10 protein-coding genes are annotated in these 18007 nt (G+C 54.9%); 6 read left to right on the top strand and 4 right to left on the bottom strand.

The window, feature by feature from the left end; all coding sequences use genetic code 11:
* Positions 1 to 90 precede the first annotated feature (90 nt).
* On the bottom strand, positions 91 to 1290 hold the full coding sequence (locus tag HG66A1_RS23370; protein ID WP_145189793.1) for a pyridoxal phosphate-dependent aminotransferase: 1200 nt from the start codon (positions 1288 to 1290) through the stop codon (positions 91 to 93).
* Positions 1291 to 1586: 296 nt separating this feature from the next.
* Positions 1587 to 2399, bottom strand: coding sequence for a hypothetical protein (locus tag HG66A1_RS23365; protein ID WP_145189791.1), 813 nt, complete (start codon positions 2397 to 2399; stop codon positions 1587 to 1589).
* Positions 2400 to 2716: 317 nt separating this feature from the next.
* Here HG66A1_RS23365 and sppA point away from each other — a divergent pair, with 317 nt between their 5' ends.
* Both sppA and HG66A1_RS23355 read left to right on the top strand, forming a co-directional pair.
* Positions 2717 to 4525 carry a signal peptide peptidase SppA gene (sppA, locus tag HG66A1_RS23360; RefSeq protein ID WP_145189788.1) on the top strand — a complete coding sequence of 603 codons (1809 nt, stop codon included), beginning with the start codon at positions 2717 to 2719 and terminating at the stop codon, positions 4523 to 4525.
* A 78-nt stretch (positions 4526 to 4603) separates the two neighbouring features.
* Entirely contained in the window at positions 4604 to 6940 is a 2337-nt protein-coding gene (locus HG66A1_RS23355; protein WP_145189785.1) for an FG-GAP repeat domain-containing protein, read from the top strand.
* A 13-nt stretch (positions 6941 to 6953) separates the two neighbouring features.
* Here HG66A1_RS23355 and HG66A1_RS23350 read toward each other — a convergent pair whose 3' ends face one another.
* Positions 6954 to 7973 (bottom strand): DUF368 domain-containing protein, encoded by a 1020-nt coding sequence (locus HG66A1_RS23350; protein ID WP_145189782.1) that lies wholly within the window; start codon positions 7971 to 7973, stop codon positions 6954 to 6956.
* 174 nt (positions 7974 to 8147) lie between these two features.
* On the opposite strand from HG66A1_RS23350, the gene HG66A1_RS23345 reads away from it, so the two are divergent.
* The 4 genes from HG66A1_RS23345 (at position 8148) to HG66A1_RS23330 (ending at position 17468) form a co-directional block, all read left to right on the top strand.
* Entirely contained in the window at positions 8148 to 8552 is a 405-nt protein-coding gene (locus tag HG66A1_RS23345; protein ID WP_145189779.1) for a hypothetical protein, read from the top strand.
* An 88-nt stretch (positions 8553 to 8640) separates the two neighbouring features.
* On the top strand, positions 8641 to 15612 hold the full coding sequence (gene uvrA / locus HG66A1_RS23340) for an excinuclease ABC subunit UvrA (protein ID WP_145189776.1): 6972 nt from the start codon (positions 8641 to 8643) through the stop codon (positions 15610 to 15612).
* 240 nt (positions 15613 to 15852) lie between these two features.
* Entirely contained in the window at positions 15853 to 16767 is a 915-nt protein-coding gene (gene ispE, locus HG66A1_RS23335) for a 4-(cytidine 5'-diphospho)-2-C-methyl-D-erythritol kinase (RefSeq protein ID WP_145189773.1), read from the top strand.
* 38 nt (positions 16768 to 16805) lie between these two features.
* Complete coding sequence (locus HG66A1_RS23330) at positions 16806 to 17468, top strand: SpoVG family protein (protein ID WP_145189770.1); 663 nt, start codon at positions 16806 to 16808, stop codon at positions 17466 to 17468.
* Between the two features lie 100 nt (positions 17469 to 17568).
* Here the strand turns inward: HG66A1_RS23330 and HG66A1_RS23325 are convergent, their stop codons facing one another.
* Positions 17569 to 17850 (bottom strand): hypothetical protein, encoded by a 282-nt coding sequence (locus HG66A1_RS23325; protein WP_145189767.1) that lies wholly within the window; start codon positions 17848 to 17850, stop codon positions 17569 to 17571.
* Positions 17851 to 18007: the final 157 nt, after the last annotated feature.

The raw sequence follows: 18007 nt of genomic DNA, 5'->3' as shown, positions 1-18007 counted from the left end.
GCATGTGCTGACAACATCACCTGTTAAAAACTAAAACACCATCCTGAAGCAATTCGGGATGGTGTTTTTTTATGTGTCAATTGAAAACGCTTAAGCCGGCGAGAGGAACTGCTCGATCCGGTTCAGGCCTTCTTCAATCGTCTGCATGTCGGTTGCGAAAGACAGACGCACATAACCGGGGGCACCAAAGGCATCGCCGGTCACCAGTGCCACATGGGCTTCTTCCAGCAGCGCCGTACAGAATTCGGTTGCGTCTTTCACAACCTTGCCTCCGCCCAGCGGCTTATTGAAGTGGGCACTTACGTTGAAGAACGCATAGAATGCACCACCAGGTTCAGCGAAGCTGATGTCCGGGAACTTGTGCAGCCGTTCCAACACGTAAGCCCGACGTTCTTTGAACGCGGCCAGCATCTCTTGCACGCTGTCCTGTGTTCCCACCAACGCGGCAATCGTCGCTGCCTGGCTGATACTGCACGGGTTGGATGTTTCCTGGCTCTGCAGTTTGGTCATCGCAGCGGAGACTTCCACCGGAGCGATTGCCCAGCCAATACGCCAGCCGGTCATCGCGTAAGCTTTACTTACACCACTGACGATAATCGTCCGTGCTGCGACTTCGGGACCGAAGGACGCTAAGCTGCGGAATTCCGATCCTTCGTAGATCAGTTTTTCGTAGATCTCGTCAGACATCACCGCAACATCTTTTTCGACAGCGACCTTAGCCAGCGCTTCCAGTGTCTCGACCGGGTAGGCGGCACCGGTCGGGTTGCAGGGGTTGTTGAGCATCATCAGCTTGGTTTTGGGAGTGATCGCCGCAGCGAACTGTTCTGCACTCATGCAGAAGCCACTCTCTTCGCTGGTTTCGACCATCACGGGAGTCGCGCCTGTCAGTTCGACCAGGGCGCTGTAACTGACCCAGTAAGGCGTGGGGATGATCACTTCATCGCCGGGGCCACACAAGGCGGTCAGTACGTTGTGGATTGAGTGTTTGGCGCCGTTGGAGACCACAACCTGGCTCGGCTGAAAGCTCAAACCGTAATCCCGCTGGTAGGCATCGCAGATCGCCTGTTTGACTTCCAGGGTTCCCGCGGCCGGGGTGTAGTGAGTCTGGCCGGCGTCCATGGCTGCTTTGGCAGCATCACAAATGTGGGCCGGGGTGTTGAAGTCCGGCTCTCCCAGGGTGAACTCATAAACCTTGACCCCGGTGCTTTTCAGTTCCTTGGCCTTCGCAGCAGCGGCAATCGTGGCGGATGGTTTCAGTTTCTGAACAGTTGAGGAGAGCTCCATCGGCATAATAGCGGTCTTCTTATCTGAATACATCAAAGTTGGTGGATCTGAATACACTGTCAGATCTCAATTTTCCCCACACACGACACCGGGGAAACGAAAAAGTTCGTAAACACCTGATTCTTTTCACCGACGGGGAAAGCGTCAAGTCTCGGGTGCCCCTGTTTGCAAAACGAACAGGAATCTCAGGCCGCAGAGCCGCAGTGAAAGCGATTTCGAGCCTTGGATCGAAAGAACTGCCGACAGGCGGGAACAAAGATACCGGTAGTGTCTTTTTTCCGATAAACAGGTCTGGATAACCCTTAGCGCGAAGCGGGCAGCTCGGTTTCGGCGTTCTGTCCGACTTCGTGGGCCGACATCTCGACATGGATGCGGGACGTCATCTTGAATTCAGAGCGGGGCTGCGTGCCCCCCTTGGTATCGCGGGTGACATCCACGGTCCACTTGGCGACGCCGAAGGGAATCTGTTTCGTTCGCCAGATCGTACCTTCGTTTTTGGATCGCGTCGTCGGACTTTCGCTGCTGAAGGTCCCTTTGTAAGCCTGGGCGGTGACAGCGCCGGTCGGAATATCAACCATCGCCGGTTCGCCGACCGAATCCCACTGAGTGTAATGCTCCAGCATGGTGATCATGGGGTAGAACCGCAGCACGTTGGTTTTTAGTGGTTCGACGGCCCGGTCACCGACTTTGCGGTATCCCTTGACGATCGGCAGGAACGTGACCGGAATCTTGCTCTGATCGACAAGCTCGCCGTTGATCGCTTTTTCCGGAATCAGCACTTTGTAGATCCGCGGACCGGATACGCCGGGAGCGATGCCGGACTCGGTTGCTTTGCCGGTGGTGGTTTTGAATTCCAGCCAGCGGCAGGCCGTCTGTTCGCCTGCGAACTCGGCCATCTCCGAACCAACGGAGCTGATTACCAGGTGCCGTGTCCACTGCAGCTTGACATTCAGGTCGTTCGATTCAGGACCCGGCATCTCTTTTTCATAAGTGCCTTCAAAGCGAACCCAGGAGCCATCGGGAGGCAGTTCCCAGATAAGTCCCTGTGCGGGCAGCGCACTGGAAAAGGAAAGAACACAGATGACAGAGAGCAGAAATGTTCGGACAGACATCATTGCGGGTAAACCAGAGTTGTTAAGGAATCGGAGCGGGTCTGGCAGAGAACCATGCCATTCACAGATCTTAGTGTGACAAAAGCGCCATCCGCTGACAACACTTTTTAGTTTTTCCTGCCCGAAAATTCACAACCAGACCGGATTCAGCTCATATAACGGGAGCATCAGTCAACTCTTTCTTGACCGTGGTACGTTGTTCGACTTAGACTGCTTATAGTCATTAATACGATTTTAATGTTTGTGAGGCGTATCCGGTCTCCCGGCTGCTCATGCCTGTTCAACAGACAATACATGCGTCCCTCTATTGGAGATTTCTGATGTCATCCACTTTTCCAAACAAACGCTGGTTTGCCCTCCTGCTGATCTGGGGATGTTGTTTCTGTCTGTTCCAGAATGTGGTCTCCGCCGCGGAAGAGGAATCGAAGCCCATCCGCGAAAACTGGGCGCACATCATCATCAAGGGAGACTATCCCGAAGGCCCCCAGATGCCCGGGCTGTTTGGCGATGTCACCGAGTCACTTTCCAAGTTGACACAGCGGCTGGAAAAAGCATCCGAAGACAAATCGCTGTCCGGGGTGATTCTGCACATCAAAGGGACATCGGTCGGCTGGGCCAAGCTGAATGAAATCCGCCAGGCCATCCAGAAAGTCCGTAAGAATGACAAGAAGGTCTACGCCTGGATTGAATCCGGCATGACCAAGGATTATCTGCTCGCCACCGCCTGCGATGAAATCGTGATGCCCGAATCGGCTTCGCTGATTCTGCTCGGCCTGCGGGCGGAAGTCAGCTTCTATAAAAACCTGTTCGACTGGCTGAATGTCAAACCTGATGTATTACGCGTCGGTGAATACAAGTCGGCCGCCGAACCCTATACCCGTACCGACATGAGCCCCGCCTTCCGCGAAGAGATGGAAGCGATCCTGGACAACTACTACGGACAGATTGTCGACACGATTTCCAAAGACCGCGGTCTGGCCGATAGTAAAGTCGAAGCCGCCATCGATGCCGGACCTTATATGGCAGCGGATGCAAAGGAGCGTGGATTAATCGACCACCTGGCATACGAAGATCAGCTGCCCAAGCTGATTACCGGGGGCGACAAAAATAAAGACGTCAAAATCATCAAAAAATATGCGAAAAAACGCCTCGATACCGACTTCTCCGGGATTGCGGGGCTGATCAAGCTCATGGACCTGCTGGCCGGCATCGATTCCTCACAGCGGATCGGTTCCGGACCGCGCGTCGCCGTGATCTATGCAACCGGTGCCATTATGTCCGGTTCCAGCTCACAGGGAGGACTCTTCGGAGTCAACGTGCTCGGCTCGGACACATTCATCAAAGCCGTCGAGAAAGCAGCTAAAGATGATCAGGTCAAAGCGATCGTCGTTCGCGTCGACAGCCCGGGCGGAAGTGCCCTGGCCAGCGACCTGATGTGGCGGGCCCTGGAAGAATCCGGAAAACCACTGGTCGTCAGCATGGGCGATGTCGCCGCCAGTGGCGGATACTACATCTCCATGGGAGCCGAACGGATCTTCGCGGAACCGGGAACACTTACAGGTTCTATCGGCGTCGTGGGAGGCAAACTGGCCGTGGAAGGCCTGTATAAAAAGATCGGCATCACCACCAGCGTGATCTCCCGTGGTAAGAACAGCGGTACCTTCAGTCCGATGACCGGCTTCACCGAATCGGAAAAGGCCGCGGTCACCAAACTGCTCCATGCGGTTTACAAGCAGTTCACCGAGAAAGCCGCCGAGGGCCGCAAAATGAAATACGACCAGCTCGAGAAGCTTGCCCGCGGTCGCGTCTATACCGGCGAGATGGCTCTGAAAATCGGTCTGGTCGATGAACTGGGAACCCTGGAAGAAGCCATCGACTATGCCCGTAAACTCGGCAAGATTCCCGAGGGCGAGAAATTCGAAAAACTGATTCTCCCGCGTCCGACCAGCCCCTTCGAACAGCTGTTCGGAACCGCCGATACTCAGAGCCGTCAATCCAGTCAGCTCTCAAACATGCTGAATCTGCTCTCTCCGGAGCTGGCACAGCAGTTGAAAAAGTTTGATTTGATCAATCTGCTGTCACGCGAGAAGACATTGACTATCATGCCGTTCGATCTTCGCGTAAATTAAGCAAGAGAAGACTTAGCAGTTGATCGAATCGAAATCAACTTACTTATAGAATCAGAATTCAGCAGGCAGGGAGACAGGATGTTTAAGGGCTTCAAAATCGCAGGTGGAAAATCATTCCAGGTGGTATTCACGCTGGTTCTGCTGGGAGGCATGACCGCATACGTCTCTGCAGACGAGAAGCCCCGACTCGCCGACTACTACGGTTTCAAGCCGCTGGAACTCTTCAAGCTCTCCGATCGTTCTTCCAATATGCTCGCCGCCGACATGAACGGTGACAAGCTGAATGATCTGGTGCTGATCGATAACAGTAACAGCCGCATCGATATCCTGCAGCAGCGCACCGGCAACGAAGATCCGATGAGTGAAGAGGTCAGCGATGGCGTGAACTTCATTCCCGATGATGCCCGTTTCAAACACGTCAAGGTGCCCGTAGATGTCTCTATCTCCGCCCTCACAGTCGGCGACTTTAACGGCGACGGCCGCAACGATCTGGCATACCTCGCACTCCCTGACCGACTGATTATCCGCTACCAGACAGAGAATGGCGGCTGGTCTGATCGGAAACGAATTCGCCTGGCGGACCTGCAGCCTACGCAATGGACGATCGCTGCCGGAGATCTGAACTTCGATCAGCGGACCGACCTCATCGTACTCGGCACCAATCACACTTATGTCATTTTGCAGGACGAGAAGGGCGACTTCGCAACCCCCCGTTCCATCCTGAATACGTCACCCAAGCTGGGCCTGGCTTCCATTGCCGATCTGAACGGCGATGGCCGCAACGACTTCACCTACGCCACGCGCGATGGCAAAGATCAGGTCCTCTGTGCCCGTCTACAGAAACAGGATGGCCACCTGGGACCGGAAATCCGCTTCGAACTCTCCAGCCCCCGCTCGGTCACACTTTCAGAAATTGACGGCAAACCAGGTTCGGAAATCCTCACCATCGATTCCCAGACCGGTCGCCTTAAAGTCCAGCAGTTGGAGAAGGCCCAGTCGAAAGATGGTGAAATCTCCAAACGGCTCACACTCTATGGGTTCGGCGAAGAAGGTTCCGGACGCAACCGGGGGTTTGACCTCGGTGATATCAATGGCGACGGATTAACGGATGTCGTCGTTTCCGATCCCGAAACAGCACAGATGCTCGTCTACCTGCAGACCAAAGACCGCGGCCTGGATCTGGGGCAGACCTATCCCGGTCTGCTCGGAGTCGAACAGCTCCGCGTCGAAGACGTTAACGGCGACGGCAAAGGCGAAGTCTTTGTGCTCAGCGAGCGCGAAAAGATCATCGGCGTCAGTGCCCTGGACAAACAACGGCTCTCATTCCCCAAAGTGCTCCCCATTAAAGGCGAACCGCTGGCATTCGAACTGGCGGATCTCGACGGGAATCAGTCCCCCGAACTGATCTACGTCGCGAAGGTCGGCGATAAACGCGGCTACAGCTACCAGCTCCAGGCCCTGCGTCTGAACAAGGATGGCAGCTGGGGCGAATATCAATTCCCCAGCGACCCGCCAAATCTGGATTCCCCCAAGTCGCTGGTCAAACTGGATGCCAACGGCGACGGCATCTACGAGCTGATGGCCTTCTACGGGCTCTCCCGCTCACCCAAAATGATTACGTTAACGCCGAAACAGACTCCCCAGTTAATCACACCGTCCGGCGGAATTAACCTCGATGAAATCAAACCCGAGTCCATTTTTATCGGCGGCCCCAAACGGGACTGGATCCTCACCGCTCAGAACAACTTCGCCCGCAGACTGATTCTGAATTCCGACAATCAATGGCAGGTCGTTGATCAGTTCAATGCCCCCGAAAGTAAGGCCCGCGTGGAAGGCGCCGTGAATATGGATCTCGACGGAGAGCCCGGTGACGAAATCGTGCTCATCGATCTGGGTGTCCAGAAACTGCGGATCCTCCGTAAAGAAGCCAACGTCTATCGTCCCTGGAAGGAAGTCGAAATCGGCGAGTTTCCGCTGCTCTCAGCTCATGTGGCTGATCTGAATGGAGACCAGCGGCCCGACCTGGTTCTCTTCGGTCGCGGTCAGTTCGGCATTCTGTACTCCGGTCAGACTCCGCCCACTCTCAAAGAGGTCGCCTCGTATGAATCGAAACTGCCCCAGGCCTACTTTACCGATTCCGTTGCAGGAGACCTGAACGGCGACGGTGCTCCCGACGTGGTCATTCTCGATCTGCGGACGCACCAGGTGGAAATTCTGAATTTCAAAGACAAACCAGGCTTACGCCACGCACTGAATTTCAAGATCTTCGAAGAGAAAACCTTTTCCCGCTCCAACCGAACCGGCGTTGATCCCCGCGAAGCAGTCATCGCCGATGTGACGGGCGACAATCGCAAAGATCTGATTCTGCTCTGCCACGACCGCGTACTGCTCTACCCGCAGGATGATGGGAAGTAAAATTCCCGTCGGCTTACATTTCTGAAGAATCGTGCATCGCGTATTTCTGCGACAGGCGGTCCAGCCCCCAGACGAGCAGGGCCGCCACGACGATGAGTGCGATCGATGACCAGAACATCCCGCCAAATGATTCCGGCCAGATATTTTCGTAAATCCGGTGCTTGAACGGAACCATTTCCGGAGTCTGATCACTGGTGTAAGGCGTAACATCCACCTTGAACGGCCAGATCCGTCTCAGCGAACCAACCATCAACCCGCACAGCACGGCCATCGTCAGTGTGTGATGGTTGTGCAGCAGCCAGCGGAGCACCTTGCTGAACAGAATCAGTCCCAGCAGGCAGCCCAGTACGAACACCAGCACCGTCAGCAGGCCGTTCCAGTCGATGTTCCCCTTGAGCAGTTCCCTGGGAATCGTCTTCAACAGTCCGGTCACATCGTGATATTTGCCCAGCAGAATCAGGATCAGCGCGCCGCTGATGCCGGGGAGAATCATCGCACAGATCGCGATCATGCCACAGAAGAAAACATACAGATTCCCTTCAGGCGGCTTAATCGAATGTTCTCCCACAAGAATATATACACCAATCGTGGAGACAATGAACGCCAGCACGTTCAAGACGGTCCAGCGCTGCACCATCTGGGCGACCAGGAAACTCGAAGCCAGAATCAGACCAAAAAACAGGGAAAGTGTCAGCTGCAGATGATAGTCGAGCAGGTAATGCATCAGGCTCGCCAGGCTGACGACCCCGGTCAGAATGCCAATCCCCAGGGGAATGATGAACCGCAGATCCAGGTGCCGGGCTGCAGCCGACCATTCGCGCCGAAGCAGCATTTGAAACAGCCGCGCGTCACAGTGGCTGATCGCGGTAATCAGTCGCTGATAGATGCCCAGGATCAACGCTACCGTTCCACCGGAAACGCCGGGGATAATATCGGCGCCCCCCATCAGCAGGCCCCGTCCCACCTGAACCAGATCCGCACGCGCGGGAAAACGGGAAGGGGAAGTTGGTTCAGACTGCTCGGAATCAGACATCGATAAACCTTGATCTAATGAACAAAAGAACTTCCAATTCAATTATTTTGCCGCCAGCAATTGAACCGGAGATACGGCATCAGGTATGTTTCATAGTGTTGCAGAGTGTAATCTAGTCAGACACATCTGAAAAGTGTTGATTTTCGAACCTCCATCAGCAAAGAGACAGACAGCATGAAAGGCCCCGGAATAAAGCTGGACCTCGATGTCAGGCGACTCTGGAAATGCCCGAAAACCGGTCAGACGATCCGTTTGAGCGGCGACGTGGTTGCCAAATCGACGCAGGTCAACGGGGAAACCGTCTTCATGCAGCTGATCGAGGAACAGCGAAAACTGCACGAAGATCCCTATCACTTCGATTTTGCTGAAACGGCTGAGAGCGATCAATCTTCCTCAGAACGTGCCGCAGCCTTGGCCCGTGCCCTGGAAGCCGAACCCTCCGTTGAGCCCGAATCGATCACGGCGCAGGAAGCAGCCCCTCCCCAGGAAAGTTCTGAGCAGACAGAGTCGTCCGCCTCCGCAGAACCGGATCAGCCCGCGGAAGAGTCAGACGAATCATTCGGAGATGGTCTGATCTGATTCCACCCTGCAATCCCGTGCTCGATTTGATCCCCTCATTGTCAGCTGTTTTCAAACCCGGCGTCAGCCGTTTGGTATAACGCGGTCCATGTCACAAAAAGATATCATCATTACCGGTGCCCGTGAACACAACCTGCGGAATGTCAGTGTGCAGCTGCCCCGCAATCGCCTGATCGTCATGACGGGCGTCAGTGGTTCGGGTAAAAGCTCACTCGCCTTCGATACCCTCTACGCGGAAGGGCAGCGGCGGTACGTCGAATCGCTCTCCAGCTATGCCCGGCAGTTCCTCGGACAGATGCCTAAGCCCGAGGTCGACTCCATTTCGGGACTGGCACCCTCCATCTCGATTCAACAGAAGATGAGCGGTCGTAACCCGCGCAGTACCGTCGGTACCATCACTGAGATCTATGACTATCTCCGCGTGCTCTTCGCCCGGGTCGGTCAGGGTTACTGTGAAAAGTGCGGTAAGCCGATCACATCGCAGAGCAGCGAGCGGATTATCGATTCCATCGGGCTGATGCCGGATAAGACCCGCTATTCGATTCTGGCGCCACTCATCCAGCAGCAGAAAGGGGAATACAAAGACCTCTTCGAAGATCTGCTCAAGCAGGGTTTTCTAAGGGCCCGCGTTGACGGACGCATGGTCCAGCTCTCCGATCAGCTGCAACTCGATCGCCAGATGCGGCACACCATCGAAGTGGTCATCGATCGCCTGGTCGCCGGCAAAGTCAGTCGTTCCCGACTGGCCGAATCAGTCGAGCTGGCACTCAAAATGTCGAACGGTACATTGATCGTCGTTGAGGAAGTCTCGTCAAAATCGCAGCCGGGACAGCAGGAGACAGACCAGCCCGCACCCGAAAAACTCTATAGCTCGCGCTACGCTTGTGCCGATTGTGGCATCAGTTACGAACCACCCACACCGCAGCTGTTCAGTTTCAACAGTCCGCTCGGGATGTGTGGCGAATGTAACGGGCTCGGAATGCGGTACGACTTTCCGCTGGACGCGATTCTTTCCAGCGAGACAAAGTCGATTCAAAAGGGCGCCTTCGAACTGCTGGGGCCCTTGAGCAAAGTCGGTAAGTGGAGACGGCATATCTATCAGGGCGTCGCTCGCTCCATCGAACGCGACCTGAAAATGGAGGAAGACAGCTTCCTCAAAACCCCCTGGAATGAACTTCCCGAGGCGGCTCAGCAGCAGTTCCTGTTTGGAACGGGGGAGCGGAACATCACATTCAGCTGGCGTCATTCCGGCGGGGTCTGGAAGCACGGCGGCACCTGGGACGGTTATGTCGAAGAGCTCCTGGAAAGCTATCGCAAAACCAGTAACCCGATGCGACGGAAACAGCTCGAAAAATACATGGATTTCGTGCAGTGCTCCAGTTGTCAGGGAACCCGGCTCAACTCGCAGGCACGACAAGTCCGGATTGCCTCGCTCAGTTATGCCGAAAAGGAAGATAAGGACCCGGTCACCAGAACGCTGCCGGAAGTCTGTGCTTTCAGCATCGAGGAAGCTGCCCATTTCTTCGAAACGCTGGACCTCGATCAGACCGGCCTGCTGATCGCAGAAGAAGTTCTCAAAGAAATCCGCGGACGACTCGGCTTTCTATTACGCTGCGGACTGAATTACCTGACCCTCGATCGCACAGCGCCGACTCTTTCCGGGGGAGAAAGCCAGCGGATCCGGCTCGCCGGTCAGATCGGCTGTGGACTGGTCGGCGTGGTCTACATTCTCGATGAACCTTCCATCGGCCTGCATCCCCGCGACAACACCATGCTGCTGGAAAGTCTCTGTGATCTTCGCGATCAGGGCAATACCGTCATCGTGGTCGAGCATGATGAAGAGACGATGCGGGCTGCAGACCATATTGTGGACTTCGGTCCCGGCCCCGGTGTGCGGGGAGGCTACATCGTCGCGGAAGGCACGTATCAGAATGTCCTCAAAGCCAAAGAGAGTGTGACGGCCGCCTTCCTGTCGGGCAAAGAGAAAATCGAAATCCCGGAAACCCGTCGCAAGCTGGTCAAAAAAGAATCGCTCCACATCAAGGGCGCCAAACATCATAACCTGAAAGACATCGATGTGCGGATTCCCACGAAAGGGGTGATCTGCGTGACCGGCGTCAGTGGTTCGGGTAAGAGCTCTCTGATCAACGATATTCTCTGGCCTGTACTAAATAAGAAGGTCAATAAAGGGAAGGGGAACCCCGGCGAACATCAGAAAGTCACCGGTCTGGAACTGATCGACAAAGCCATCGACATCGATCAGTCTCCCATCGGTCGAACCCCGCGTTCGAATCCCGCGACTTATGTCAAAGTCTTCGACCTGATTCGTGACCTGTATGCCAAACTGCCCGATTCCCGCATGCGGGGGTACAAAGCGGGACGCTTCAGTTTCAACGTGCCCGGCGGACGTTGTGAAGCCTGCGAAGGCCACGGTGCTAACAAGCTGGAGATGGACTTCCTGGCGGATGTCTGGGTCCCCTGTCCGGTCTGTGAAGGCCGTCGTTTCCATCACGAAACCCTGGAGATTCGTTATAAAGGTGCGAGCATCGCGGAAGTTCTCGACATGGACATCCAGCAGGCAATCGAACATTTCCAGAACGTGCCCAAGATTCTGAAGCTGCTGGAATCGCTGCACGATGTCGGACTGGATTATCTGAAGCTCGGACAACCCTCGCCTACACTCTCCGGCGGTGAAGCCCAACGGGTCAAGCTGGCCCGCGAACTGGGGAAACGTTCTACAGGAAATACCTTTTATCTGCTGGACGAACCGACCACCGGTCTGCATTTTGCCGACGTCAAACTGTTGCTCAAGGTCCTGCACCACCTGGCCGATGCCGGGAATACGGTGCTCGTCGTCGAACATCACCTGGACGTGATTAAAACCGCAGACTGGGTCATCGACCTGGGACCCGAGGGGGGCGAAGGGGGAGGCCGGATTCTGATCGAGGGCACACCAGAAGAAGTCGCCGCCTGTCCCTGGTCTTATACGGGGCTCGCGCTGAAAGAACAGACCGACCTGGTTCCCGCGAAGTTACCTGCGAAAGCCAAAGGCAGACAGACCCTTACGCTCAATAATCCGCACCATCGCTGGCAGTCCGCCGTCCCGAAATCCAACGGCGCCTCTCCCAAAGACAGCCGGGAGATCACGATCCGCGGTGCCGGCCAGCACAACCTGCAGAATCTGGATGTGCAGATCACCCGCGACCAGATGAACGTCTTCTGTGGTCCCAGCGGAAGTGGTAAAAGTTCACTGGCGATGGATACGCTCTACGCAGAAGGCCAGCGGCGGTATGTCGAATCGCTGTCAGCCTATGCCCGGCAGTTCCTGGGACAGATGCCCAAGCCCAAATTCGAACACATTCACGGCCTCTCTCCGGCAATCGCCATCGAGCAGAAAACCACCGGCCATTCTCCCCGCTCCACGGTCGGCACGGTCACTGAGATCTATGATTATCTCCGCGTACTCTACGCCCGACTCGGGAAGATGTACTGTCCCGATTGTGACGTTCCCGTCGAAACACAAACCACCGACGAAGTCATCCAGCGAATTCTGGATATGGAAGAGGGGACGAAGCTGCTGATTCTCGCTCCCGTCGATATCAATGTCGGGCAGGCATACGACACGCTCTGGGAGAAACTCAACACGCAGGGCTTCCGTCGCGTTCGCATTGACGGCACCACGTATCGCCTGGAAGACGTTCCGGATATCGACCGTCGCCGTCGTCATGAAGTCGAAGTTGTGATCGACCGCATCACCGTGGCTGCGAAAAACCGCTCCCGCATAGCAGACTCTGTCGAATCGGCGCTGGCTCTTGGGGAAGGGCTGATGTATGCCTGCTACTGTGAAGACGATGTGCCGGAACCGGAATGGGATTTCGAAACGTTCAGCCTGTATTACTTCTGCGAACAGTGTGGCCAGAGCTTCGAAGAGCTGACGCCCCACAATTACTCGTTCAACAGTCCACTCGGCTGGTGTGAATACTGCGAAGGCCTCGGAACCGAACTGGGTACGAACCTCTCGGAACTGATTCCCGATCCGAACCGGAGCCTGGGCGAAGCCGCGGTCGCCGCCTGGCCCGATCCGCGTACCAACGCTGCGTTCGCGCAGACTCTGGAAGCCATCGCACGGCAGTTCCGGATTCCCCTGGACGTCCCCTTCAATCAATTGACGGTCAAACAGCAACGCGTGATTCTCTACGGCGACGAAGAACGCTGGATCCCCCTGGATGAAAGTGGCAAAATTCAGTTCCAGTTTAAGGGGCTCTACCCGGCGATTGAGGAAGCGTCGCGATTATCATTCGCGTTCCGCAGTCGTCTGCATGAGATGACTGGCGAAGTTCCCTGTTCGGTCTGTAATGGCAGCCGCCTCCGCACGGATGCTGCCGCCGTCCGCTTCCAGGGTAAGACGATCGGCCAGTTTTGTGATCTACCGCTGCAGGCCGCTCTGGACTTTATCAAACAGGCGAAACTCAACAAGCGTGAAAAACAGATCGCCGGTGACCTGATCAAGGAAGCCACCAGTCGTCTGCAGTTCCTTGTCGATGTGGGGCTCGATTACCTCACCTTGAGCCGTCCGCTGCCGACCCTCTCCGGCGGAGAGAGTCAGCGCATTCGCCTGGCCGGGCAGGTGGGACGTTCACTGACCGGGGTCCTGTATGTGCTGGACGAACCGACCATCGGTCTGCATCCGCGCGATAACACGCGCCTGATTAACACGCTGAAAAAACTGCGGGACATCGGCAATACAATTGTGATGGTCGAGCATGACCGCGAAGTGCTTGAAGCGTCTGACTGTCTCTATGATTTCGGGCCCGGTGCCGGCCGCTTTGGCGGGACGATTGTCGGAAAAGGTTCCCCAAAGCAGTTGAAGCGTAGCAAAAAGTCGATGACCGGTCAGTATCTGGCCGATCAGAGGACGATTGCCATCCCCAGTGAGCGGCGTGTGATCTATGAAAAACAGGGGAAAGCAGACGTTCCGCTTTCGCCCACCGGACACTGGCTGGAACTGACCGGCGCCCGCCACCACAATCTGCAGTCCGTCGATCTTCAGATTCCGCTCGGCTCATTCACCTGTATTACAGGCGTTTCCGGATCGGGTAAGAGTTCACTCATCGAAGAAACACTGGCCCGGGCGGTGACGAAAAAACTGCATCGCGCCAAGGAAGCCCCCGGTCCCTACCAGGATCTGCTGGGACTGGATCAGATCAATAAAGCGATCATCGTCGATCAGCGTCCCCTGGGGAACACACCCGCATCAAACCCCGCGACTTATACCGGTGTGTTCGATCAGATTCGCGAACTCTTCTCGCGACTGCCGGAAGCGAAGGTGCGCGGCTATCAACCCGGCCGCTTCAGCTTTAACCGATCCGGGGGCCGTTGTGAAGACTGTGAGGGCAACGGTCAGCGGTGTATTGAGATGCACTTCCTGCCCGATGTCTGGGTGACCTGTGAAACCTGTAACGGCAAACGTTACAACCAGGAAACGCTCTCGGTCAAATACAAAGGCAAGTCCATCGCGGATGTGCTGGAGATGTCGATCGGCGAAGTCGCGGAACTGTTCAGCAACATTCCCGCCATCCGTCGCACGATGGAAACCCTGTGCGCCATCGGTCTGGATTACCTCACCCTTGGACAATCGGCGCCCACTCTTTCCGGCGGTGAATCGCAGCGGGTGAAGCTGGCAGCAGAACTCGCACGTCCCAATACGGGTAAGACACTCTACCTGCTGGATGAACCAACGACCGGTCTCCACTTTGACGATATCGCCAAACTGCTCAAAGTCTTAAACAGCCTGGTGGAACTCGGCAACACGGTGATTGTCATCGAACACAATCTCGATGTGATTAAGACCGCAGACTGGCTGGTAGACGTCGGTCCGGAAGCCGGCAGCGGCGGTGGTCAGATCATCGCCGCCGGCACACCCGAAAAGCTGGTCGAACATGCGAAGGCTTATCAGAAGCAGACGAAGTCCCGAAGCACCCGCAAATCAAAACTACCGGTCCTGCTCCGATCGTATACCGGCGAGATTCTGCAGCCGATTCTTGCTTCCGGTCAACGAACAGAGCGCGAAGTCTTCGATGCACAGAGCCTCGGCGAAAAACAGGAAGGGGACCTCGATCTCAAACAGATCGGGCGCGACGCCCAGATGCCCTGGCAGCAGGATGGTCGTCGCTGGCATACCCAGGATCATGTTTCGCTTTCCGGAGCCGCCTGTCAGTGGGAAGGCGCTGCACTCGAATCAATCATTGATTTTATCGAGAACAAGGACGGCTTCGGCGAGATCAACTGGAACCATCGCAGTATTGTCGAAGTCAACGGCCCGGTGAAAAAGCAGGGCTGGTTCCTGCACGCGAACACCGGCGATGAATGGCTGTTAAGGCTCAGCTTCCGCGTCAAACGCAATACGTTCCAGCAGGAACCGCTGCGGGAGCAACTCGCGTTGAAGTCACTCGACGATCTGGATGAACTTCCCATTTACGGGCGGTCTAATCGGGTGCGGGTCAAAAATCTCAAGGGACCCTGGCAGGAAGTCACACTCACCATCCACTGGCTGGAAGAAATCGAAACTCCGGCCTTCCAGGAATTCCTGGAAACGGCAGCAGAATCCTTCCTGGGGCTGATTCATCGCGAGGAGATCAAGCCAGACGAAATTATGCCTTGGAAGGTGCTCAAAAAGAAATGGCATCTCTCCCGTAAAGGCTTCCCCAATAACAAGCGGGTTGCCTGGGATCCGGAACTGCTGGAAAGCCTCTTCGAGGTGCTGGAAAAGACGTATGCTGATTCGTCGATTCAATGGGACAGCAAATCACTGGTCAATTTTGTTCAGGCTGGCAAACGCAAACCGTTTCTGACAATCCATACCAAGCGGCGGGAAGGGGTGGATGTCACTTTTCGGGCCGCCGATGGAAAAATTACTCTGGGTAAAATTGCTGATCTGGGAAGTGAACGCGAAATCAAAACCGATTCTCGCGGTAACGAGCAGGCCCGCATTCGCTTTACGAAGTCAGCGCAGGTCGAATCGAAGGCATTTCAGCAACTGTTGAAGTCAGTCAGCGGCTGAAAGAAACCATCAACGGACCCTGTTATACCAGCAGTAAATCCCCTCGCCCGGGAAAAGATGTTGACGAATTTTCAATAAACAGATACGATAATCTGCGTTGTAGTCATCTTTAAACTATAACGTCGTATCGCAATCGAAATAAAATCAGGTCAAGCTGCTCTTATCTCTCACGATTCATTATGTGAGGACCTGTTTAATATACGAGAAATTCGTTCCGCAGGAATTTTGGAAATGTGACGGATGCTCTTTTCTTATCCCCATTCACGTTCCGTTACAGTTCATGCTCCTGCCAAATTAAATTTGTTCTTAAGCATCGATAAAAAGCGCCCCGACGGTTTTCACGACATTACTTCGTTGATGCTGTCGGTGGGAATATACGACACTTTAGTTTTCACGGAGGATCCTTCAACAGAAGTTGCGTTGAGTGTTGCCGAAGCAAATTCACTTCAGCCCCAACGAGACACAGACCAGCAGATCCCGACTGGTGAAGATAACCTGGTAGTGCGTGCTGTCCGGTTACTTCAGGCAAAAACGGGAACACAGCGGGGATTGCGGATCCAGTTGATCAAACGCATTCCTGCAGAGGCTGGACTCGGAGGGGGATCAAGCGATGCAGCGGCAGCCTTATTCGCTGCCAATCAACTATGGCATTTGGGGTTGTCGCCTGAAGAATTACGAGGTCTGGCGGCCGAGCTGGGGAGTGACATTCCGTTCTTTCTCACAGAGAGCAATGCAGCCATCTGTCGGGGAAGAGGTGAACTGATCGAACCCGTTTCCATTCCCCAATGTCTCCACTTTGTGATTGCTCGACCCCAGTCGGGTTTATCCACGGCGGACGTTTATCGGCAGTGTCGAGTAGGAACGCACTCAAATAATCAGGTTGAGCGTCTGACGCGTGATCTGGCTTCTGGGCAGTTTCATTCAATTTCCCACCTCATGTTGAATGATCTGCAGGCGCCTGCGGAACAGCTGAATTCGGATATATTAATTTTAAAAGATTACTTCTCAAAACAATCTGTTTTGGGGCATATGATGAGTGGAAGCGGAACGGCCTATTTTGGTGTCTGCCAGAATCGGGCACAGGCTTCCCAGGTCGCTGCGCGATTACGATCCACAGTGAAAGGGCATGTATTTGTTGTCCAGAACCGACTATAGATGAGCAATTTAAAATTTGGCACAAATGGAGTGAGGCCATGGAGATCAGTGAAGTACGCATCAAATTGATGAATGACCCACACGAAAGATTGCTGGCATTCTGCTCAATTACTTTCGACGTCTCATTCGTCATCCGGGATCTGAAAATCATTCAGGGGGCCAAAGGTGCCTTCGTGGCGATGCCCAGCCGCAAGCTGATGGATCGTTGTCCCAAGTGTCATACCAAGAACCATCTGCGCGCCTCGTTCTGTAACCAGTGTGGCGTGCGTCTGGATGAAAACCGGGCGGACAAAGATGACGCCGGTCGCGCCCGTCTCTATGCCGACATCGCGCATCCCATCAATTCCGAATGCCGGGAATTGATCCAGGAAGAGGTCCTCAAGGCGTATGAGGAAGAGCGCGTCTCCGCGCAGCAGGAAGGTTACATCTGCCGCTATGATGATTTCGGCGAAGAAGATTACGCGCGGCTCGGACCCTACGAAGAGGACTACGACGAGACACCTCTGGTCCAGTCCTCCCGCACGGAATCGACCGTTCACCGCAAGAACGGTCAGGTATTTCGAATTGATGCTGCTGAGGACCGCTCGGATGGGAAACCACCCCATCATAATCCGGCCGATCAGCCAGCCGCCGACAGGGTTACTTCGCAGAATCGTGAACCGGGTGCCCAGGGTGACTCTTTCGGTTCAGGAATCGTCTGATTCCACCTGTTGCTGGTCCTGCTATGCGGCTGAGCGCTGCATACATAGCAGAATCAGTAGCTGTTACACGAATCCGGATTACCCTTCAGATTGCTGCGTCTTACATGATGAATAAACCGACCACCATAATGGTGATACCGGTCGCTTTGGAAGTCAGCATGTTCTGCAAACGATCGATCATCTTCTCGTTTGGCTGAAACGATACGATTTCCTGCTTTTCTACCTCTTTTCTCAACTCTGCGTTAAGCCATTCCAGTACTGAAATACTCAGGTCCTGTTGTTTATCAGCCTGGCCGGCCGGTTGCGATTTGATCAGCGAGGCACAGGTGTGACTGGTCGTCCTCGCTCGATCCTCGGGGGGAGAGATCATTACTTGTTGCATGATAGCCCATTTCTATCTCAGTAGGATACTGAAATTAATGCTGCCTGATCCTGCACAGCGTTCCAACTTCAGCCAATGGTGCCTAAGTCATCCTGTGAGGCGAATCAGTTAAGGGAGAGTACATAATCTCTATCGGCAAAATCTGCGGGATCTCCCG

The sequence above is a fragment of the Gimesia chilikensis genome, assembly GCF_007744075.1.
GTDB classification, from domain to species: domain Bacteria; phylum Planctomycetota; class Planctomycetia; order Planctomycetales; family Planctomycetaceae; genus Gimesia; species Gimesia chilikensis_A.
Note: the sequence above shows the minus strand (reverse complement) of the source record. Positions and strands in the feature narration are given on the sequence as shown.